This is a genomic window from Isoptericola croceus, from assembly GCF_029382255.1.
Lineage (GTDB): Bacteria > Actinomycetota > Actinomycetes > Actinomycetales > Cellulomonadaceae > Isoptericola > Isoptericola croceus.
On record NZ_JARLLG010000001.1, the window covers coordinates 560,930 to 581,220 of the forward strand.

Sequence of the window (20,291 nt, forward strand, 5' to 3'; positions counted from 1 at the left end):
GAGCAGAACGGCCCCACGTCCCGGACGTGGGGCCGTTCTGCGCGTCAGGGCACGATGGCCGTCTTGCCGCGGGCGTGGCCCGCGCCGAGCTCGCGGACGGCGGCCGGTGCCTGCTCGAGCGGGCAGACCCGGTCGACCACCGGGTGGAGGTGGCCGGTCGCGACCATCGACGCCAGCGTGTCCAGATCGTCCCGCCGAGTGACGGACGTCAGTCCGCGGAGGCGCTGCGGGACGAACGGCGACCAGACGGCGCCGAGCAGCATCCGTTCCGCGCCGCCGAGGAACCCGCTGGTCGTGACGCCGGCACCCACCAGCACCAGGGTGCCGCGTGCGGACAGCGAGTGCCGCAGGTCGCGCAGCGGCCGGTTGCCCGACACGTCGATGACGGCATCGTGCCGGCCGGCGCTCGCCAGGGGCTCCCGGGTGTAGTCGAGGTGGCGTGCGCCGAGCCCGGTGACCAGGTCGGCCTTGTCGGGGCCGGCGACGGCCGTGACCTCGGCCCCTCGGTCCGTGGCGAGTCCCACCACGAAGGTGCCGACGCCGCCCCCGGCGCCGGTCACGAGCACCCGCTGCCCGGGGCGGACCTCGGCGCGGCGGACGGCCTGGAGTGCCGTCACCCCTGAGACGGCGAGCGCCGCGGCGGACTCCGGCGGCACCTCGGCGGGCCGGTGGGCGAGCCTGTCCGCCCGCGCGACGGCGAGCTCGGCGAAGGAGCCGGCGGCCACGCCGAAGACCTCGTCACCGACGGTGAGGTCCTCGACACCGGGACCGACGGCGGCGACGGTGCCGGCCACCTCCTGACCGGCCACCCGCTCCCGAGGTCTGCGGAGCCCGAAGGCGAGCCGGCTCACGACAGGGCGGCCGGTCGTCTTGTACCAGACCGAGGCGTCGAGCGTCGCGGCGCGGACGCGCAGCAGCACCTCTCCACGGCCGGGAGTCGGCACCTCGACGTCCGCGAGGCGCAGCACGCGGGCGTCGCCGTAGCGGTCCTGCACGATCGCTCTCACGGTTCGTCCTTCCGGTAGCCGAAGACGTCGTCCAACGGGGCGTCGAAGAGGTGCGCGATCTGGAACGCCAGCTCGAGCGTGGGCGAGTATCGACCCTGCTCGATCGCGATCACCGTCTGACGGGAGACTCCGAGGCGCTCACCGAGCTCGGCCTGGGTGATGCGATGCTCCTCGCGCAGGTCGCGGATCCGGTTCGTGACGCGCGTGGGTGGTCTCACCATCCCGGTACCCCCACCCGGTAGAAGCCGAGTCGGGCGGCGGCGCTGAGCACGCCCGCCAGCACGAAGGTGAGGTAGAGCGCGTTGGCGATCCAGAACGACGGGGTGTCGGCCAGCGCGAGGGCGAGGGCGACGAGTGCGCCGAGGACGACGATCGCGTTGCCCATGGCGTCGGCGCGGCCCTCGATCTCCCGGTCGCGCGCGTCCGCGGCCTGCCGGTCGCGGGTGTGCACGACGAGCGTCGTGGCGACCGCGACGACGATCCCGCCGCCGATCGTCCACAGCACCAGGTCGACGTACCCGGTGGTGCTCAGGGGTGCGCCGTCGGCTCGCATGACGAGCAGCGCGAGGTAGGTGATCCATGCCGCCGGTGCGACGCCGAGCAGGACGGCAGCGGTCTTCGCGCGAGCTTCCATGACCGACTCCTTCAGAGTGTCAAGGATCTTTGACAAGAATGACGCTAGGCCGAGTCGTGGGCACTTGTCAAGAATTCTTGACATTGCCCACGCCGACCGCCGGCGGCATCCGCGGGCGTGGAATGATCGTTGCCATGCTCACGCTGCCCGCCGGTGCTGCCGGCTCCCGCATCGTCGGCCTCGGGCACCACCAGCCCGCCAAGGTCATGACGAACGACGACATCGCCCGGTTCGTGGAGACGAACGACGAGTGGATCCGGTCGCGGACGGGGATCGTCACGCGGCACGTCGCCGCCGACGACGTCAGCGTCGCCGACATGGCCACCGCGGCGGCCGAGCACGCCCTCGCCGACGCCGGGGTGGCGAGCGACGACGTCGACCTGGTGGTCGTCGCGACGGCCACCGCTGCCGACCGCTCACCGAACACGGCCGGGCGGGTAGCGTACGCGCTGCGCACGGGCGTCCAGCCGGGGGCGAGCACGCCCGAGGGTGAGGAAGAACCGGACCTGCGGGACGTCGTCGGCCCGGGTGTGATCGACGTCAACACGGCCTGCTCGGGGTTCGCGTACGCCGTGGGGATCGCAGACCAGGCGATCCGTGCCGGTTCTGCCCGCACCGCCGTCGTGATCGGGTCGGAGAAGCTCACCGCCGTCACGGACTGGTCCGACCGGTCCACCTGCATCCTGACGGCCGACGGCGCGGGAGCCGTCGTGCTGCAGGCGGCGGAGGAGCCCGCCGTCGGCCCCGTGGTGTGGGGCTCGGAGCCCGAGATCACGCCGGCCGTGCGGATCGAGGCGCCGGACGACCGGTTCGCGCAGGACGGCCGGGCGGTGTTCAAGTGGGCTATCACCCGTGCCGCGGACCGTGCCCGGCGGGTGGTCGAGGCTTCCGGCCTGGGCCTGGACGACATCCAGGTGCTGGTGGCGCACCAGGCGAACCTGCGCATCATCGAGCCGCTGGCCAAGTCGCTCGGCATGGAGGACCGCGTGGTGGTCACGGACATCACGGAGTCGGGCAACACCTCGGCGGCCTCGATCCCGCTGGGCATGTCGAAGTGGTGGCACGCGGGCCGGCTGCCTGAGGGCGCACCGGCGCTGCTGTTCGGGTTCGGCGGCGGATTCACGTGGGCCGGCCAGGTGGTGCTCACCCCGCAGCGGTAGCCGCTGATCCGGTCGGCACGATGCGGCCAGGTCGGTACGCATGCCTGCCGACCTGGCCGCATCGTGCCGATGAGATGCCGTGGCTGTCTCCGGTAGAGTGGCGGGAAACCGCTTTCTGATCCGCGAGCCACGGGAGATCGACGTTGCCCTCCACCACCTCCGCCCGCCTCCGCTACGCCGTCGTCGGTACCGGTCACCGCGCCGGCATGTATGTCTCGGCGTTGATCGGGGACCACTCCGACGCCGGTGAGATCGTCGCGTGGGTCGAGCCCAACCCGGTCCGTGCCGCCGTCCACGAGGCGCGCGTCGCCGCAGCGGTCGGCGGTGAGCGACCGGTGTACGGCCCGGACGACCTCGAGAAGGCGATCGCCGAGCAGCAGGTCGACCGTGTCGTCGTCACGAGCATCGACAACACCCACGCGGACCTGGTGTCCCGCGCGCTGCGGGCGGGTGCCGACGTCGTCGTCGAGAAGCCGATCGCCGCGACCGCCGCCGAGGCACGCCAGATCACCGACGCCGTCGCCGAGACCGGCCGCGACCTGACGATGACGTTCAACTACCGCTACTCCCCGCGCAACTCCGCGCTGCGCGAGGTCATCGCGTCGGGCGAGATCGGCCAGGTGCTGTCGGTCCACTTCGACTGGGCGCTCGACACCGTGCACGGCGCGGACTACTTCCGCCGCTGGCACCGCGAGAAGGTCAACAACGGCGGGCTGCTGGTGCACAAGTCGAGCCACCACTTCGACCTGGTCAACTGGTGGATCGACGACGTCCCGACCCGGGTCTTCGCCAGCGGCGGGCGCCGCTTCTACGGTGACGACGCCGCGCACTCCCGCGGCTACGAGCCGACCGACGGCGAGAAGGCGCTCAACGAGCAGGGCATCGACCCGTGGGCGCTGGACCTGGCCAAGGACCCGTACCTGAACGAGCTCTACGGTCCCGAGGCGCAGGCGCACGACGGCTACGTCCGCAACAAATCCGTGTTCGACGCCGGTATCACCACCGAGGACACCCTCGGCCTGGTCGTGGAGTACGCGCGCGGGCCGATGCTCACGTACTCGCTGACGGCGTCGGCCCCCTGGGAGGGCTACCGGGTCGTGGTGAACGGCTCGCGCGGGCGGGCCGAGCTCGAGGTGGTCGAGCGCGGGTCGGTCGAGTTCGGCGAGGACGGCAGGGCGATCCTCGACCCGAGCTTCACGGACGCCTTCGCGGACGACGGCGTGCGACCGGTCGGGGAGCGCCTCCTCGTGCAGCGGCACTGGGAGCGTGCGCAGGAGCGTGAGATCGTCGCGCTCGGCGCCGGCGGGCACGGTGGCGGCGACGCGCTGCTGCTCAGCGACGTGTTCGTGGGGCGTGACGACGCCGACCCGCTCGGCCGCGCGGCGGGCTTCCTCGACGGGCTGCGCGCCTCGGCGGTCGGCTACGCGGGTAACGCGTCGCTGGAGACCGGCGACCCGGTGCGGCTGACAGACCTGGGCCTCGGCGTCGCCCTCGACTGATCGAGCGTTGTGGGCGCAAATTCTGGCCCGTTTTGCCTGTTTCACTCCGTTCTGCGGCACAGAAATCGCGCCCACAACGTACGCACTTGGTTGTTGGCGGAGGGGCGGGTAGTCTCGTTGAGAAAGCGCTTTCCGCTCTACTTCGTGCGACCACGACCCAGGAGATCGACGATGACGTCCGCCACCTTCGCCGCCCCGGCCACCGAACCCTCGACGGGGTCGGACGGGACCACCCGCCGTCGCTACGCCGTCGTCGGCACGGGGCACCGCGCGCGGCTCTACGTCGACGCGATGGCGGGCGAGCACGCCGACGTCGCCGAGCTCGCCGCGCTGTGCGACACGAACCCGACGCGCCTCGCCTTCCACGCCGAGCGCGCCCGCCGGACCGGCGCCGGCGCACCCGCCGCCTATGACGCGCACGACGTCGACCGCATGCTCGACGAGGTCCGGCCCGACGTCGTCGTCGTCACCTCGCCCGACCGGACCCACGCCGCCCACGTCGCGACCGCGCTGCACCACGGCGCCGACGTGATCGTCGAGAAGCCGCTCACGATCGACGCCGAGGGGATGTACACGATCCTGGCCGCCACCCGCAGCAGCGGCCGCCACCTCACCGTGGCGCACAACTACCGCTACGCGGCCCACAACGCCGCGCTGCGCCAGGTGGTGGCGGACGGCCGCGTCGGCGACGTCGTCTCGGTGCACTTCGAGTGGTTGGTCGACACGGCTCACGGTGCGGACTACTTCCGCCGCTGGCACCGCGACAAGGCCGCCTCCGGTGGCCTGCTCGTGCACAAGGCCAGCCATCACTTCGACCTGGTCAACTGGTGGACGCAGGACGTCCCGGAGTCGGTCTACGCCCGTGGCGGCCTGCGGTTCTACGGCGAGGCGGCCGGGGACGGCGGAGCGCGCTACGCGCTCGATCTCGCGGCGGACCCGGAGCTGCGCTCCCTCTACCTCGACGCGGCCCACACCGACGGGTACCGCCGCGACCAGGACCCGTTCGGCCCGGGCGCCACGATCGAGGACACCCTCAGCGTGCTCGTCGGCTACCGCTCCGGCGCCTCGATGACGTACTCCCTGACGGCGCACAGCCCGTGGGAGGGATACCGCGTGGCGATCAACGGCACACGGGGGCGGGTCGAGCTCGACGTCGTCGAACGGTGCCACAGCACGGAGGGACTCCCCGGCGCGCGGACCGACGACGGCGGTGCCTCCGGGTGCTGCGACGTCCGCCGCCGCGGTGGGCGGCTCGTGCTGCAGGAGCACTGGGGGCAGGCGGTCGAGGTGCCGCTGGACGAGGCGACCGGGCATGCCGGGGGCGACGTCGCCATGCTGCGAGACGTGCTGCGGGACCACCTGCCGGCGTCGGCCGGTGGTCCCGCGACGGACCCGCTGGCGCGCCGCGCCGGGCTCGAGGACGGGCTGCGGGCCGTCGCCGTGGGAGTGGCGGGCAACCGGTCGTTGGTGACCGGTCAGGTGGTGCCGGTAGCCAGTCTCGGAGTGGAGCTCTGATCCTGCGGCACGGGGGAGTCAGGTCCAGGGGGCCCCGAGCTCGGAGAAGGTCTGCTGGGTGCGCGCCACCCGCTCGCACCACGACTCCACGTCCCGGACCACCGGGTGCCGGGCGTCGCCCTCGCCGACCCAGGTCACGACGTCGTCGGGGACCTCTCGCGGGTCGGGCCCGGTGCGGACGGCCTCGAGCACCCGCATGAACGCACCGGTGTCCCGGACGTCGCACAGGAGCCTGCGGCCCGGGTCGCCGGACGCGCGGACGTCCAGCAGGTCGTCCAGCAGCGCGGTGCGCCCGTAGGTCTTGTCCATGGTGACCCGGCCGCTGCGCAGCACGAGCCGGTCGCGCTCGTAGAAGAGCTCGATCTCGCCCTGGGTGCCGACCACGAGCACCCGTGCGTCGGTGCGCTCGGCGGCGCAGAGGGTGAGCCCGAACCCGTACCGTGTGCCGTCGGCCGCGGTGACCCGCACCGACGAGGTGTCGTCCGACTCGATCGGGTTCGCGCGGTACAGGTCGGTGTCGACCCATGCCACGTCCTCCGCCCGGGTCACGCCGCCGATCCGCAGTGCCGTCGCGACGGCGTGCGCCAGGGGGTTCGTCACGACGCCGTCGACGACGTCGCGACCGTCCAGTCGGCGCCGTCCGGCCCAGGGGGCGCGGGCCCAGTACGCGGCGTCGCGCACCCAGCTGCCCACCGCGCCGTAGCCGACGACGTCGCCGATCTCCCCGCGGGCGACAAGCTCGGTGACGGCGTCGAGCGCGTGCGAGCCGAACGTCTGGAAGCCGACCTGGCACAGCCGCCCCGTCCGGTCGCTGATCGCGACGAGCTCGGTGAGCTCGGCGAGCGAGGCGGTCGTCGGCTTCTCGAGCAGCACGTCGATGCCCGCCTCCATCGCAGCCTTGGCCAGCGGCAGGTGCGTGGGGATGGGAGTGCTGAGCACCAGGACGTCCGGCCGGAGGTCCGGGTCGGGGGAGGACAGCAGGTCACCGAGCGTAGGGAACCAGGGCGTGCCGGTGCCGTACCCGACGTGGCCCTCGGCCGGTTCGCGGGGGTCGACGAGGGCACACAGCCGAGCACGCCCGGCCCCGCTGGGCTCGAGGGCGCGCTGCACGTGCTTCTCGCCGTGCCCGTGGATGCCGACGACGGCGATGCGGGCGTTCGTCATGAGGTCTCCGTCAGTGGGGGTCGGGCCGGGCGGGCCCGTCAACGCAGGCCGGTCGCCAGGGCGGCGGCCTCGGTGGCGTCGAGCTCGCGGTCGATGAGTGCGGCCACGACACCGGTCTCGACGGTGCCGCCGGCGGGGACGTGCAAGGGGGTGTCCCAGGCGAGGGCGGGGCAGGCGCCCGGATACTCCTCGGACCGCAGGAACCAGTGGCGTGCGGGGGACGTCTGGGTGAGCAGCGTCGTCGTCGTGCGCTCGCCGCCGCGAGCGTCACGGTGGCGCTGGACGAACGCGACCCATGGCGACGCCGATCCGTGGGCACCGCCCTCGCCCTCGCCCTCGGCGGAGAGCACCCGGGTGGACTCGGCGATCGGCAGCCGCCAGAACACCCCGCCGTAGCCGGCGCCCGGGCGGCCGTTCGTCGCGGGGGAGCGGATCTCCAGGGGGCCGTGTGCGGCGTGCAGCGTGGACCGCCACTCGAGCGCCCAGCCGTCCTCGAGGAGGCGGGCGCCGATGCGGCGGCGCTCGTCGAGCTGCGGCCTGCCGTGCTCGTCGGTCCACAGGACCGTGTCGAGCAGCAGGTTCGGTGAGAGCGGGTCGATCGTGGTCGCCGTCGAGGTCTGCCGGCCGTGGTTGGGCAGGAGCGTGGGGCCGACGTCCGTGACGAACGTTCGCCCGCCCCAGTGGCTGGTGCCGTTGACGTCCGCGACGGCGAAGCTCACACCGTAGTGGTGGCGGTGGTCGACCGGGCCCGACTCGGTCAGGGGTACGCCGGCCAGCGAGTGCACCGGGTGCAGGTAGGGCCGGGGGGAGTGGATCGTGGGCAACCCGGCGCCCGACTCGTAGCGGGACAGGGCCACGCGGTCGGCGGTGCGGCGCAGCACCGGTACGCCGTTCTCGAGGGACCAGGCGGGTGCCTGCTCGGTCTCCTGTCCCGGTGCCTCGTGCGCTGCCGCAGGGGCCGACGTCGTGGCCGGGACCTCGGCGCGTACGGCGGTGCGGGGCACCGGGCCGGTGCTGGCCCGTACCTCGAGCCGCACCCCGAACCGCGTCGAGTCGGCGACGCTCGCGGTGTTGTCGATCACGGCGTGCAGTTCCCTCCAGGCATGCCGTCCCAGCTCTTCCTGGGGGACGGCGACGGTGGTCAGGCCCGGTGTGGCGTACCGGGCGAGCTCGATGTCGTCGAAGCCGCACACCGAGATGTCCGTCGGGACGGCCACGCCCGCCTCGTTGAGGGCGGCGAGCAGTCCGAACGAGACGAGGTCGTTGAAGGCGACGGCGGCGGTGACACGGCTGGCGAGCACGGCGGGCGCCGCGGCATGGCCCGCCGCGATGTCGGAGCCGGCCGTCAGCTCGACGATCTCCAGGTCGGGGTGGCGCTCGCAGCAGAGGGTGAGACCACGCCGTCGGGCGCCGTCCGAGACGGAGGCTGCCGGGCCGGACAGGTAGGCGATGCGCCGGTGCCCGAGCTCGACGAGGTGTTCGACGACCTGCACGGTCGCGTCGGCGTAGTCGACGACGAGGCTGGGGGCGCCGCCGGCGACCTCGCGGTTGATGACCACGGCCGGCCAGACGTCCGGGAGCAGGGCGTCCAGGGCGGCGTCAGGCATCCGCGGCGAGACGAGGACGAGGGCGTCGCAGCGGTGGCGCGCCTCGCGGGCGATCGTGGCCTCGGCGCCCGGGTCCTCGGCGGAGTCGGCGACGAGCACGCGGTAGCCGTCCTCGCCGGCCGCCGACGAGACCCCGCCGAGGATCTGCTGGAACACCGGGTTGCCGAGGTCGGGCACGACGAGCGCGACCGTCGTCGTCCGCCCCAGCGACAGGCTGCGCGCGACGTTGCTCGGCCGGTAGCTCAGCTCGATCGCCGCCTCCTGCACGCGGGCAGAGATCGCGGGGTCGACCGTGCTGCGGCCGTTCATCACCCGCGACACCGTCGCACGGGAGACGCCGGCCGCTTTCGCGACATCGGCGATCGTCACCGCGGGACGACGTGTCTTCGCGCCGGGCATCTTTGCCTCCGTCCTCGCATCACGCGTGGGTCACGCGTAGATCACGTCCTGGTCACCGCCGACGCCCTGGCGCGGGGTCGGTCCGAAAGATGACGGTACACCATGGGAAACCGGTTCCTCCTGTGATACCTTCCTCTGCAGCAACCGGTTTCCCGGCACGGAGCACGGCGCTCCCGCTCGGCGGTTTGCGATCGACGACGATCTGGAGGACGACGATGGTGTCCACCACGACACGGCACGGGGAGGTGCGGTCATGGCGGTGATTCAAGAGGTCGCCAAGACCCGCGGAGCGAGCCGTGAGACGCGCAACGGCGACGGCAAGGCCGCCGCCGTGTTCCTGGCGCCATGGTTCATCGGGCTGGGCCTCATCACGGCATTCCCGCTCCTGGCCTCGCTGTACCTGTCCTTCACGGACTACAGCCTGCTCGAGGCACCGAGCTGGATCGGGATCGAGAACTACCAGCGCATGTTCGAGGACGCCCGGTGGATCAAGTCCCTCGGGGTGACGTTCCAGTACGTGTTCTTCTCCGTCCCCATGCAGCTGGCGATGGCGCTGCTGCTCGCCATGGCGCTCGACAAGGGGCTGCGTGGCCTGGCGTTCTACCGGTCGATCTACTACCTGCCGTCCCTGCTGGGCGGCTCGGTGGCGATCGCCCTGCTGTGGCGCCAGGTGTTCGGCGCGGACGGCCTGGTGAACCAGGTCCTCGCGTACTTCGGGATCCAGGGCTACGGCTGGGTGTCCCACCCGGACTACGCGCTGGGCACGCTGATGGTCCTCAACGTGTGGACCTTCGGTGCGCCGATGGTCATCTTCCTGGCAGGGCTGCGTCAGATCCCCACGATGTACTACGAGGCGGCGTCGATCGACGGCGCGAGCAAGCTGCGCCAGTTCTTCAACATCACGATCCCGCTGCTGTCGCCGATCATCTTCTTCAACCTGGTCCTGCAGCTCATCGGAGCCTTCCAGGCGTTCACCCAGGCGTTCGTCGTCTCGGGCGGGACCGGCGGGCCGATCGACTCGACGCTGTTCTACACGCTCTACCTGTACCAGCGCGGTTTCGGTTCCTACGACATGGGCTACGCCTCGGCGATGGCCTGGTTCCTGCTCCTCATCGTCGCCGGGCTGACCGCGGTCAACTTCTTCGCCTCCAAGTACTGGGTCTTCTACGATGACTGACACGCCCGTGCGCCCCGACGCACCCACCGAGTCCACCATGACGAGGGTCCGTCCTCAGCGGCCGTTGTCCGAGGTCGCCGCGGAGATCCCTGACGTCCCGCGCAAGCGCAAGGCCGGTCCGCACCTGAAGCGGCTGCTCAAGCACGTGCTGCTCATCGCCTTCGGCCTGGTGATGCTGTACCCGCTGCTGTGGATGCTCTCGAGCTCCTTCAAGCCGAACGAGCTCATCTTCCGCGAGCCGGGCCTCATCCCCACCGCGCTCGACTTCACGAACTACACCGCGGGCTGGAACGCGCTGCTCCACCCGTTCAGCCACTACCTGCTGAACTCCGCGATCGTCGTGCTCGGCTGCGTGGTGGGAAACCTCGTCTCCTGCTCGATGGCGGCCTACGCCTTCGCGCGGCTGAAGTTCCGTGGCCGGCCGCTGTGGTTCGCCATCATGCTGATGACGATCATGCTGCCCATCCACGTGATCATCGTCCCGCAGTACATCCTGTTCTCGTCGCTCGAGTGGATCAACACGTTCCTGCCGTTGATCGTGCCGAAGCTGCTGGCCACGGACGCGTTCTTCATCTTCCTGATGGTGCAGTTCTTCCGAGGCCTGCCCAAGGAACTTGACGAGGCCGCGCGGCTGGACGGCTGCGGTCACGGACGCATCTTCCTGCGGATCATGCTCCCGCTCTCGCTGCCGGCGCTCGCGACGACGGCGATCTTCACGTTCATCTGGACGTGGAACGACTTCTTCAGCCAGCTCATCTTCCTGACGCGGCCGGACATGTACACCGTGCCGATCGCGCTGCGGACCTTCCTGGACGCCACGAGCAACAGCTCGTGGGGGCCACTGTTCGCGATGTCGATCATCTCCCTCATCCCGATCTTCTTCGTCTTCCTCTTTGGCCAGAAGTACCTGGTCAAGGGGATCGCCACGACCGGTATCAAGTAATCGCTCGATCCAGGCCCTCGACGGTGGGGGCTGTTGCTCGATGACAACGACGACGTTCTCGTCACGCACACACAAGGAGAACCATGCGAGCCACGACCACACGGCCAGGACGCACCCGCGCCGCATTCATCGCCTTCACGGCGGCCGGCGCCCTGGCGCTGGGCGCCTGCTCCGGCGACTCGGGCATCCCGGGCGAGTCCGGTGATGAGACCGAGGCCTCCGGCGACGGCGGCGACGTCACGATCCGCTTCTCCTGGTGGGGTTCGGACGAGCGTCACCAGACCACGCAGGAGATCATCGACCTGTTCGAGGAGAAGAACCCCGGCATCACCGTGGTCCCGGACTTCACCGACTGGGGCGGCTACTGGGACAAGCTGGCCACGACCGTGGCCGGTGGGGACACCCCTGACGTCCTCACCCACGAGGAGCGGTTCATCGCCGACTACGCCAACCGCGGCGTGCTCGCCGACCTCGAAGGTCTCGACATCGACACCTCCGAGATCCCCGAGAACATCGTCGACTCGGGGCGCGTCGACGGTGAGCTGTACGGCCTGGCCACGGGCGTGAACGCCTACGCGGTGGTCGCCGACCCGCAGGTCTTCGCCGACGCGGGCGTCGACGTCCCGGACGACACCACGTGGACCTGGGAGGACTTCGTCGCGGTCTCCGGCCAGATCTCCGAGGCAGCCGGTGACGGCGTCTGGGGCGTGCAGGACATCGGCTTCAACGAGGCCGGCCTGAACATCCTGGCCCGGCAGAAGGGCCAGACGCTCTACACCGAGGACGGTTCGCTCGGCGTGGACGCCGCGACCGTGTCGGAGTTCTTCCAGATCGGGCTCGACCTGCAGGAGAACGGCGGCTCCCCGGACGGATCGCGGACCACGGAGATCCAGGCGGCCGGCCCGGAGGGCTCGCTGCTCGGCACCAACTCGGGCGCGATGGGCGTCTGGTGGTCCAACCAGCTCGGCGCGCTGAGCTCGGCCTCGGGGCACGAGCTCGAGCTGATGCGCATCCCGGGCGAGAGCGAGTTCGACCGCACCGGCATGTACTTCAAGCCGGCCATGTTCTACTCGGTCTCCGCCACCACGGAGCACCCGGAGGAGTCGGCGATGTTCGTCGACTTCCTGCTCAACGACCCCGAGGCTGCCGCGCTGCAGCTCACCGACCGCGGCCTGCCGTCCAACCTGTCGGTCCGTGAGGCGATCCTGGGTGACCTCGAGGACGCCGACGCGAGGGTGGCGGAGTTCATGGCCGAGCTCGAGGACGAGATCATCGACGGCCCGGCGGTGCCGCCGAACGGCGCGGGTGACGTCCAGGACATCATCACGCGCATCAACTCCGAGGTGCTCTTCGGCTCCATGACCCCGGACGAGGCCGCCGAGGCGTTCCTCTCCCAGGTCGAGGCAGCCACCTCCTGATCCACCTCGGCCCGAGCCGATGCCACGGCTCACCTGACCCGAAGGGTGCGGGGTCGTCGACCGGAACCTCCGGCGGCCCCGCACCCGACGGTCCCAGCCCTGCCGACCGGTGGGGCCGTCGCCATGTCGAGGAGAGAGACCCGATGAACGACCTGCTCGTGCTGCGTGACGGTGACGATGTCGCCGTCGCCACGCGTGACCTGACGCCCCATGACCGCGCCGTCGCGCCGGACGGGAGCGTCGTCGTCGTCCTCGACGCGGTGCCGCGGGGCCACAAGATCGCGCTGCGGGCCGTGGCCACGGGATCCGCGGTGCACAAGTACGGCCAGGTCATCGGTGTGGCGACGGGGGACATCCCCACCGGCGCGCACGTGCACTCCCACAACCTCGGGTTCGACCCCGGCGAGCGGGAGGCGCCGCTCGGCGGCACGCACACCGAGCTCGCCCTGCCTCCGGGGCCGCGCCCCTCGTTCCGTGGGTACCGCCGCGCGGACGGCCGGGTGGGCACCCGCAACTACGTCGCCATCCTCACGAGCGTCAACTGCTCGGCGTCGACGGCGAAGATGATCGCCGAGCAGTTCCGGGGCGCGGCCCTGGACCAGTTCGAGAACGTCGACGGTGTCATCGCGCTGACGCACACCAGCGGTTGCGGCCTGGTGCCGGACTCCGAGGGCGGTCAGGTGCTGCTGCGCACGCTACGTGGGTATGCCGCACACCCGAACGTCGCCGGCCTGCTCGTGCTGGGGCTGGGGTGCGAGATGGTGCCCGGGTCGGCGCTGTCGGCCAGGTCCGGGTCCGTCGCCGACCTCGGGATGCCGGGGATCGGCGCGCCAGGTCCGCAGGAGGCGTCCGGGCTGCTCGCCGCAATTCCTGACGACACCGTGGTGCGCACGATGACGATCCAGGAGACGGGCGGCGTGCGTGCCTCGGTGCGTGCCGGCGTCGAAGCGGTCCGGTCGATGCTGCCGGAGGTCAACGCTCGGCGACGCACCGAGTGCGACGTCTCCGACCTGGTGCTGGGGCTCAACTGCGGTGGCTCGGACGGCTACTCCGGGATCACGGCCAACCCCGCCCTGGGCTGGGCCTCGGACCGGATCGTGGGCTACGGGGGCACCTCGGTCCTGGCCGAGACCCCGGAGGTCTACGGCGCCGAGCACCTGCTCACCGCCCGGGCGACGCGGCCCGAGGTGGCGAAGAAACTGCTCGACCAGCTCGACTGGTGGCGGTCCTACATGGCTGCCGGGGGCGGCACGCTCGACAACAACCCGTCGCCCGGCAACAAGGCCGGTGGGCTGACGACCATCCTGGAGAAGTCGCTCGGCGCGGTGGCCAAGGGCGGCCAGGCGGACCTCACGGCCGTCTACGACTACGCCGAGGCCATCACCGACCGCGGGTTCGCGTTCATGGACACCCCGGGCTACGACCCGGTGTCGGTGACCGGTCTGGTGGCTGGCGGGGCCAACATGGTGGTGTTCACCACCGGGCGTGGCTCGGTGTTCGGGTGCCGTCCGACGCCGTCGATCAAGGTGGCGACCAACACCCCGATGTACGACCGCATGGCGGAGGACATGGACCTCAACGCCGGGCGGATCGTGGACGGCACCGCGTCGCTCGACGAGGTGGGCGCGGAGATCCTGGCGAAGATCCTCGCCGTAGCGTCCGGCGAACAAACGGTCAGCGAGGAGCTGGAGATCGGCGCCGAGGAGTTCATCCCCTGGCACCTCGGCGCCGTCACCTGATGGTTGTGGGCGCGATTTCTGGCCCGATGTGCCCGGCTATGCCGGGATTGCGAGTCCAGAAATCGCGCCCACACCACGACGAGGGTGGTCGTCAGGGGCGGGTGACGGGCTGCTGCAGCTCGGTCACCCAGTCGCTCTGCTCGCCGTCCGGCTCCGCGCGCACGTACAGCTCGCGGCACGGTCCGGACGGCACGTAGGCCGTCCTCGCCCATGTCGTACTGGGCGATCGGCGTCTCGAGGAGCCCTTCAGCCGGTGCGAGCGCCGTCGCCACGGCGTCGAAGGACGGGCCGACGACGGCGGACACCTCCGGCTGGGCGCCGACGACGGCGGTTCGCGCCGCGAGCCGGACGGCGGGCAGCGACTTCTCGACGATCTCGATGCTGGTCATGACGTGTTCCTCCTCGATGAGCCGGAGCTTGCGTCCCACGTCGACGAGCCGCTCCGTCGCCAGGGTGTGCTCCCGGGCGACCTCCGCGCGCCGTACCTGCAACAGCTCGGCCAGGCGTCCGGCGTCGACACCGTCCGCGAGGATCAGCGCGATGTCGTCGAGGCCGACTCGTCGACGTGGGCGGGCACGAGCAGGCCGGCGGTGTCCCAGTGCCGCAGTATGCGGTGGGTCACCTGGCCGATCTGCGCGAACGCTCCGATGGACAACATGACACCGTTCTCCCGTCTCCCACTGTGTCAGGGTCAAGTGCTGCGGGGCTGCTCCACGGCGTCACGACGGCGGAGCAGCGGTCAGGCCGGGTGCCCGATCTTGGCCGCGAGCGAGAACAGCACGGCCCCCAGGGTCACCACCCCGATCATCGCCCCGACCAGCCCGCGGACGGTGCCGGGGCGCCCGTCCCGTTCGGCGACGTGGATGCCCAGGGAGCCGAGCACGATCGCGGCGACGGAGAGGGGCGCGGCCAACCAGTCGCCGACGATGGGAACGAGGGCGCAGGCCAGCCCTGCCACGCCGAGCGCGACCGCCCACTCGGCCGACCGCGGCGTGCCGGGTCGACTCGTCCCGTCGTCGTCCATCTGTCGCTCCGTTCCGCTGGTCCGGCTCTCGTTCGGATCAAGTGTGACCGGCATCAGGCGGGCCACACGCTGATCAGCTGGGTCCGGGCCGAGCACGGGGATGTCGCGGACGGGTGCTGCCGGCCCGTGAGAATGACGCGCTTCGTTGCCTTCTGCGGCCCCGGACCCCCCTTGAATGAAGTCAGGTGCACTCGACCCTCCCCCTTGAATGAAGTCAGATGCACTCGACCCTCCCCCTTGAATGAATGCCATGCTGCCGTCTTGACATGCGCGGCGACTCCATCCGGCAACACCTCGGTGAGCGAAACCCCTGGTGGAAGGCACAAGTGCTCGGCGAAGAGGCTACCGCCTGGACCGATCGGCACCCTGTGCTCCAGGGGTTGGCAAGCTACGACATCGGGTATCGGGCGGGAGTGCTCGACGACGTCGCGACGGATCCGCTCGGCGATCGGTTGATCGTCCTGTCGGGGCCGCGGCGCATCGGCAAGTCCGTCGCGATGCTGCAGCTCGCCGAGGCGCTCTGCGAGCGGGGTGATGTCGATCCCCGTCAGATCATCCACGTGCCGTGTGACATGTTGACGCTGCAGGACGTCCGCCGAGTACTCACACTGGCACGCAGCATGACCGAGTCGGTCGATCTCGACGGGGCGCGGCCTCGGGTGTGGCTCTTCGACGAGATCACCTTCGGTGCGTGGTTGGACGTCGGTCTTCAAGGACGCGCGGGACAACACGGCGTTCGCGCACGACACGGTCATCGCCACGGGGTCCCGATGGGATCCGGACGAGGATGTCGAGGGCAACCTCATGGCTGGCCGGGCAGGTTCTGAGACACGCCGCCGCCGAGTTCTCCTGCCGATGAGCTTCCGCGAGTTCATCAGCACCACGCGCGAGAACCTCCCTGCTCTGTCACGCGTTCATCCCGGTCACCTGCAGAGCCACGAGACGCGGGCCCAGCTCGCCGAGACGGGATTGTTCGTCGACGAGTTCGACCTGGCTTGGCAGCAGTTCCTGAGTGTGGGGGGTTTCCGCGCGCCGTGGCCGAGTACGTCCGGAACGGTGCTGTCTCGGATGCGTACTTGCAGAACCTTCAGGCGTGGCTGCATCGGGACGTGGACCCGGAGAGCACACCCGAATCTGTGCCCCTGCTGCTGGAGGCCTTGTCAGAGCGCGCGACGAGTCCGCTGGCGGTCAACCCGACGGCGATCACCCTCGGTCGGACTCGGGCGGCCTTGGAGACCCGGCTGACGCGGATGGTGTCGTCGCACGCCGTGCTGCGCTGTCCTCAGCGAGACGACTCCGGAGCGCTGGTGCCTCGAACGCAGTCCAAGCACTACCTCACCGATCCGGTCCTCTCGTGGTTGCCGTCACGTCTACGTGGTGGGTCGACGGCGCCCGACATGACGTCGCTGACCGAACAGGCCATCGGTGTGCACCTCGCGCGTTCGGTGGACGCCCGCTCCGAGGGGCGATGGCTGGCTGGTGACACCATTGGATACGTACGGACGAGCAACGACCGGGAGATCGACCTGGCACCGATCCCCATGCCGTCCGACGCAGGGACCGTCATGAGTGTGCCGATCGAGTCGAAGTGGGTCTCGCGCGGCTGGAAGAGCGAGGCCCGCGTGATCGTGGGCAAGTACCAGCGAGGAATCCTCGCGACGGAGTCGATCCTGGACACGAGCGGAGCGGTGTGGGCCGTCCCGGCGCCGCTGCTGGCGATGACGCTGCTCTGACAAGATGCTCCTATGCCTCTCGCACCGCGCTACTTGGCCGACGACGCCCGCTACGACTCGATGACCTACCGGCGCACCGGACGCTCCGGGCTCGACCTGCCGGCGCTGTCGCTGGGTCTGTGGCACAACTTCGGGCACGTGAACCCGCTGGAGACGCAGCGCGCGATCCTGTGCCGCGCGTTCGACCTCGGCGTGACGCACTTCGACCTGGCGAACAACTACGGCCCGCCCTACGGCTCGGCGGAGGAGAACTTCGGCCGTCACCTGGCCACGGACCTGCGGCCGTACCGCGACGAGCTCGTCATCTCCACCAAGGCGGGCTACGACATGTGGCCGGGTCCGTACGGTGACCACGGCTCGCGCAAGTACTTGCTGTCCTCCCTCGACCAGTCGCTGGCCCGGATGGGGCTGGACTACGTCGACGTCTTCTACCACCACCGCCCGGACCCCTCGACGCCGCTCACCGAGACCATGGGCGCGCTCGCGGCCGCCGTCGCGCAGGGCAAGGCGCTGTACGTCGGCGTGTCCAACTACTCGCCGTCGCGCACCCGGGAGGCGGCGCAGATCCTCGAGGACCTGGGCACCCCGATGCTCATCCACCAGCCGAGCTACTCGATGTTCAACCGCCACATCGAGATCGCCGAGCGTGAGGACCCCTACGACGGTCAGCAGAGCGAGTCGCTGCTCGACGCCGTCGAGGACCTGGGCGTGGGCACCATCGTCTTCTCCCCGCTGCAGCAGGGGCTGCTGACCGGCCGGTACCTCGCGGGCTCGGCGCCGGAGGGGTCGCGTGCGGCCCGTTCCGACTCGCCGTTCCTCACGGGCGACGCGCTGAGCGAGACCTACCTCGAGCGGGCCCGGGCCCTGAACGAGATCGCGACCGGGCGCGGGCAGAGCCTCGCCCAGCTCGCGCTGTCGTGGGTCCTGCGCGACCCGCGTGTGACCTCCGCGCTGATCGGCGCCTCCTCGGTGGCCCAGCTCGAGGACAACGTGGCCGCGCTCGCGGCCGGGCCCTTGACCGAGGACGAGGTCGCTGCGATCGAGCCGTACGCCGTCGACGGCACCGGCCGTTGACCGGCAGAGGACTCGGATGAGCACCTGCTGGTTCGTGGGCCTGACCACGCTCGACGTCGTGCACCGCGCCACAGGGCGGCCGGGCAGCGACGAGAAGGTGACGGCCGTGCGGCAGGACGTGGCCGCGGGCGGCCCCGCGGCCAACGCCGCCGTGACCGCCGCGGCGCTGGGGGTGCGGGCCGTCCTGGTCACCGCGCTCGGTGACGGGCCGGTCGCGATGGCGGCGCGCAGCGACCTGGCCGCCCACGGCGTCGAGGTGCACGACGTCGTCGGTGGTCAGGCCTTCCCGCTCGCCGTCTCGGCGGTGCTGGTCGACGACGCCACGGGGGAGCGGTCCGTCGTCTCGGCGGACGCCGCGCTCGCCGACGCGCCCGCGCCGGGCAACCTCCCGCAGCTCCCGACGCCCGAGCTGGTGCTGCTGGACGGTCACCACCCGGCGATCGCTCGCGCCGTCGTCGAGCACCTCGACACCCTCGACCGCCGCCCGCCCGTGGTGCTGGACGCCGGGCGGTGGCGGGAGCTGTTCGCCGAGCTCCTGCCCACCGCGGACGTCGCGGCCCTGTCGGCGGACTTCGCCGTCCCCGGGCACGACGACGGCGCGGCGGGTGCCCGGGCGCTCGGCGCCGGTGCCGTCGTGGTCACCCACGGTGGGGAGCCGGTGGAGTGGTTCGGTCCGGAGGGATCGGGGACGGTCGACGTGCCACAGGCGGAGGTCCGCGACACGCTCGGCGCGGGCGACGCCTTTCACGGGGCGCTCGCCGCCGCACTGGCCGGCGGGGCCGCGCTGTCCGAGGCCTGCGCGACGGCGGCACGGGTGGCGAGCACCCGAGTGGCGCACGTCGGCCCGCGCGCCTGGCTCGCTGAGGTGCCCGCCGAGGTGCGCCGGTGAGCACGACGGCGGAGCTCGTCGAGCGGGCTCGCGGGCTCGCGACGCCGGGCGAGCGCGCGATCCTCGGGATCGTCGGTGCGCCCGGGTCCGGCAAGTCGACGCTGGCTCTCGCCCTGGCCGAGGAGCTCGGGCCGGACCTGGCCGTGTGCGTGGGCATGGACGGCTTCCACCTGTCGAACGCGGTGCTGGCCGCGCACGGCAGCCGCGACCGCAAGGGCGCGATCGACACGTTCGACGACGCCGGGTACGCGGCGCTGATCGCCCGGCTCGCCGCCGCGCGCCCCGGCGACCCGCCCGTCTACGCCCCGGTGTTCCGGCGGGAGATCGAGGAGCCGGTCGCTGCCGGCGTCGAGGTGCCCGCCGAGGTGCCGCTCGTGGTCACCGAGGGGAACTACCTGCTCGCCCCCACGGGGGCCTGGCCTGCCGCTCGGTCCTGTCTGGCCGAGGTCTGGTACGTCGAGGTGCCCGACGACGTCCGGCTGGCACGCCTCGAGGCCCGGCACCAGGCGTTCGGCAAGAGCGCCGAGGAGGCTCGGCGCTGGGCGCGAGGGTCGGACCAGGTCAACGCGGAGCTCATCGAGGCGACGCGGGGTGGGGCCGACCTGGTGGTCGGGCTCGCGGGTTGATCTGCTTGACGCGCCGAGTCAGTACACCTCGATGGGGCAGCGGGCACCGTTCGACCGGGACAGCCTGGCGTCCGAGGTGACCAGCGTCGCGTCGAGCAGCTCGGCCAGGGCGACGTACGCGGCGTCGTAGGACGTCATCGAACCGCCGAGCTCCCAGACACGTGGGTGGAGCGCCGCGAACGGCCAGAGCTTCACGGCCAGGTCGTGGAAGTCGTCCAAGGCGGTCGCCGCCTCGCTCCGCGTGAGGTGCCCCGCCGACCACTGCCGGCGCAGCACGTTGGACACCTCGAAGGGAAGCAGCGCGGGTGCCGCGACGTGCGTGCCCGAGAGGCGTGCAGCGATCCGGTCGCCAGGCTCACCGGGGTCCATGAGGAGGACGTAGGCGGCACTGGCGTCGAGAACGATGTTTCGGTGCCGTGAGGGGTCAGCGTCGGTCGGCATCGAGGTCCTGGAGCACCGCGTCGACGTCGGTGGGCGGCCGCGTGTGCGCGCGCCGACGGATGCGCGCGATGAGTTCGGTCTGATCGGGTGTCGCGGTCAGGTCCCGCAGGGCGGCGAGGACGTACTCCTGCATCGACCGGCCGCTGCGGGCGGCCCGTGCGGAGAGCTCGTCGCGGACCTCGTCGGGGACGTCGCGGATCGTCAGGGAGACCATGCCAGCATTCTACTGTGGGTGCCTGCAG

21 protein-coding genes are annotated in these 20,291 nt (G+C 71.3%); 12 read left to right on the top strand and 9 right to left on the bottom strand.

The genetic code is table 11. The annotated features are described in order from the left end of the window. Positions 1-44 precede the first annotated feature (44 nt). From PZC42_RS02565 to PZC42_RS02575, 3 genes are read right to left on the bottom strand one after another with little or no spacing between them, the layout of a single operon-like run. Positions 45-1,007 (bottom strand): NAD(P)-dependent alcohol dehydrogenase, encoded by a 963-nt coding sequence (locus PZC42_RS02565; protein ID WP_277208058.1) that lies wholly within the window; start codon positions 1,005-1,007, stop codon positions 45-47. Further along, positions 1,004-1,228: a helix-turn-helix transcriptional regulator gene (locus PZC42_RS02570; RefSeq protein WP_277208060.1), complete on the bottom strand. Its 225-nt coding sequence runs from the start codon at positions 1,226-1,228 to the stop codon at positions 1,004-1,006. The genes PZC42_RS02565 and PZC42_RS02570 overlap by 4 nt, the downstream gene beginning before the upstream one ends. Further along, complete coding sequence (locus PZC42_RS02575; protein ID WP_277208063.1) at positions 1,222-1,641, bottom strand: hypothetical protein; 420 nt, start codon at positions 1,639-1,641, stop codon at positions 1,222-1,224. Before PZC42_RS02575 ends, PZC42_RS02570 begins: the two co-directional genes overlap by 7 nt. Before the next feature lie 134 nt (positions 1,642-1,775). On the opposite strand from PZC42_RS02575, the gene PZC42_RS02580 reads away from it, so the two are divergent. The 3 genes from PZC42_RS02580 (at position 1,776) to PZC42_RS02590 (ending at position 5,815) form a co-directional block, all read left to right on the top strand. Further along, the gene (locus PZC42_RS02580; RefSeq protein ID WP_277208065.1) at positions 1,776-2,801 is read left to right on the top strand and encodes a beta-ketoacyl-ACP synthase III; all 1,026 of its coding nucleotides are present in this window, start codon (positions 1,776-1,778) and stop codon (positions 2,799-2,801) included. A gap of 143 nt (positions 2,802-2,944) precedes the next feature. Further along, positions 2,945-4,300 carry a Gfo/Idh/MocA family protein gene (locus PZC42_RS02585; protein WP_277208067.1) on the top strand — a complete coding sequence of 452 codons (1,356 nt, stop codon included), beginning with the start codon at positions 2,945-2,947 and terminating at the stop codon, positions 4,298-4,300. A gap of 171 nt (positions 4,301-4,471) precedes the next feature. Next, a complete protein-coding gene (locus PZC42_RS02590) occupies positions 4,472-5,815 on the top strand; it encodes a Gfo/Idh/MocA family protein (RefSeq protein WP_277208069.1) in 1,344 nt (447 codons plus the stop codon). An 18-nt stretch (positions 5,816-5,833) separates the two neighbouring features. Here PZC42_RS02590 and PZC42_RS02595 read toward each other — a convergent pair whose 3' ends face one another. Next, positions 5,834-6,979, bottom strand: coding sequence for a Gfo/Idh/MocA family protein (locus PZC42_RS02595; protein WP_277208072.1), 1,146 nt, complete (start codon positions 6,977-6,979; stop codon positions 5,834-5,836). Between the two features lie 38 nt (positions 6,980-7,017). Then, entirely contained in the window at positions 7,018-8,985 is a 1,968-nt protein-coding gene (locus PZC42_RS02600) for a DUF6807 family protein (protein ID WP_277208073.1), read from the bottom strand. Positions 8,986-9,238: 253 nt separating this feature from the next. Here PZC42_RS02600 and PZC42_RS02605 point away from each other — a divergent pair, with 253 nt between their 5' ends. The 4 genes from PZC42_RS02605 to PZC42_RS02620 all read left to right on the top strand — a co-directional run bounded on the left by PZC42_RS02605 (position 9,239) and on the right by PZC42_RS02620 (position 14,262). After that, a complete protein-coding gene (locus PZC42_RS02605) occupies positions 9,239-10,162 on the top strand; it encodes a carbohydrate ABC transporter permease (RefSeq protein WP_277208075.1) in 924 nt (307 codons plus the stop codon). Beyond that, entirely contained in the window at positions 10,155-11,105 is a 951-nt protein-coding gene (locus tag PZC42_RS02610) for a carbohydrate ABC transporter permease (protein ID WP_277208077.1), read from the top strand. The genes PZC42_RS02605 and PZC42_RS02610 overlap by 8 nt, the downstream gene beginning before the upstream one ends. A gap of 83 nt (positions 11,106-11,188) precedes the next feature. Further along, positions 11,189-12,523, top strand: a complete 1,335-nt coding sequence (locus tag PZC42_RS02615; RefSeq protein ID WP_277208079.1) for an ABC transporter substrate-binding protein — start codon at positions 11,189-11,191, stop codon at positions 12,521-12,523. A 143-nt stretch (positions 12,524-12,666) separates the two neighbouring features. After that, positions 12,667-14,262, top strand: a complete 1,596-nt coding sequence (locus PZC42_RS02620) for a UxaA family hydrolase (RefSeq protein WP_277208081.1) — start codon at positions 12,667-12,669, stop codon at positions 14,260-14,262. Positions 14,263-14,794: 532 nt separating this feature from the next. Here the strand turns inward: PZC42_RS02620 and PZC42_RS02625 are convergent. Then, positions 14,795-14,920 carry a MerR family transcriptional regulator gene (locus tag PZC42_RS02625; protein ID WP_277208084.1) on the bottom strand — a complete coding sequence of 42 codons (126 nt, stop codon included), beginning with the start codon at positions 14,918-14,920 and terminating at the stop codon, positions 14,795-14,797. Between the two features lie 81 nt (positions 14,921-15,001). Continuing rightward, entirely contained in the window at positions 15,002-15,286 is a 285-nt protein-coding gene (locus PZC42_RS02630; protein WP_277208086.1) for a hypothetical protein, read from the bottom strand. Positions 15,287-15,552: 266 nt separating this feature from the next. Here PZC42_RS02630 and PZC42_RS02635 point away from each other — a divergent pair, with 266 nt between their 5' ends. The 5 genes from PZC42_RS02635 to PZC42_RS02655 all read left to right on the top strand — a co-directional run bounded on the left by PZC42_RS02635 (position 15,553) and on the right by PZC42_RS02655 (position 19,608). Then, positions 15,553-16,113 (top strand): AAA family ATPase, encoded by a 561-nt coding sequence (locus PZC42_RS02635; RefSeq protein ID WP_277208087.1) that lies wholly within the window; start codon positions 15,553-15,555, stop codon positions 16,111-16,113. A gap of 570 nt (positions 16,114-16,683) precedes the next feature. Further along, complete coding sequence (locus PZC42_RS02640) at positions 16,684-17,019, top strand: hypothetical protein (protein ID WP_277208088.1); 336 nt, start codon at positions 16,684-16,686, stop codon at positions 17,017-17,019. A 12-nt stretch (positions 17,020-17,031) separates the two neighbouring features. Next, positions 17,032-18,093 (top strand): L-glyceraldehyde 3-phosphate reductase, encoded by a 1,062-nt coding sequence (gene mgrA / locus PZC42_RS02645; protein WP_277208090.1) that lies wholly within the window; start codon positions 17,032-17,034, stop codon positions 18,091-18,093. A gap of 16 nt (positions 18,094-18,109) precedes the next feature. Continuing rightward, positions 18,110-18,982 carry a PfkB family carbohydrate kinase gene (locus PZC42_RS02650; protein WP_277208092.1) on the top strand — a complete coding sequence of 291 codons (873 nt, stop codon included), beginning with the start codon at positions 18,110-18,112 and terminating at the stop codon, positions 18,980-18,982. After that, positions 18,979-19,608 carry a nucleoside/nucleotide kinase family protein gene (locus PZC42_RS02655; protein ID WP_277208094.1) on the top strand — a complete coding sequence of 210 codons (630 nt, stop codon included), beginning with the start codon at positions 18,979-18,981 and terminating at the stop codon, positions 19,606-19,608. The genes PZC42_RS02650 and PZC42_RS02655 overlap by 4 nt, the downstream gene beginning before the upstream one ends. A gap of 18 nt (positions 19,609-19,626) precedes the next feature. On the opposite strand, the gene PZC42_RS02660 is transcribed toward PZC42_RS02655, so the two are convergent. Then, positions 19,627-20,049 (bottom strand): type II toxin-antitoxin system VapC family toxin, encoded by a 423-nt coding sequence (locus PZC42_RS02660; protein WP_277208096.1) that lies wholly within the window; start codon positions 20,047-20,049, stop codon positions 19,627-19,629. Then, entirely contained in the window at positions 20,033-20,263 is a 231-nt protein-coding gene (locus PZC42_RS02665; protein WP_277208098.1) for a FitA-like ribbon-helix-helix domain-containing protein, read from the bottom strand. The genes PZC42_RS02660 and PZC42_RS02665 overlap by 17 nt, the downstream gene beginning before the upstream one ends. Between the last annotated feature and the right edge of the window lie 28 nt (positions 20,264-20,291).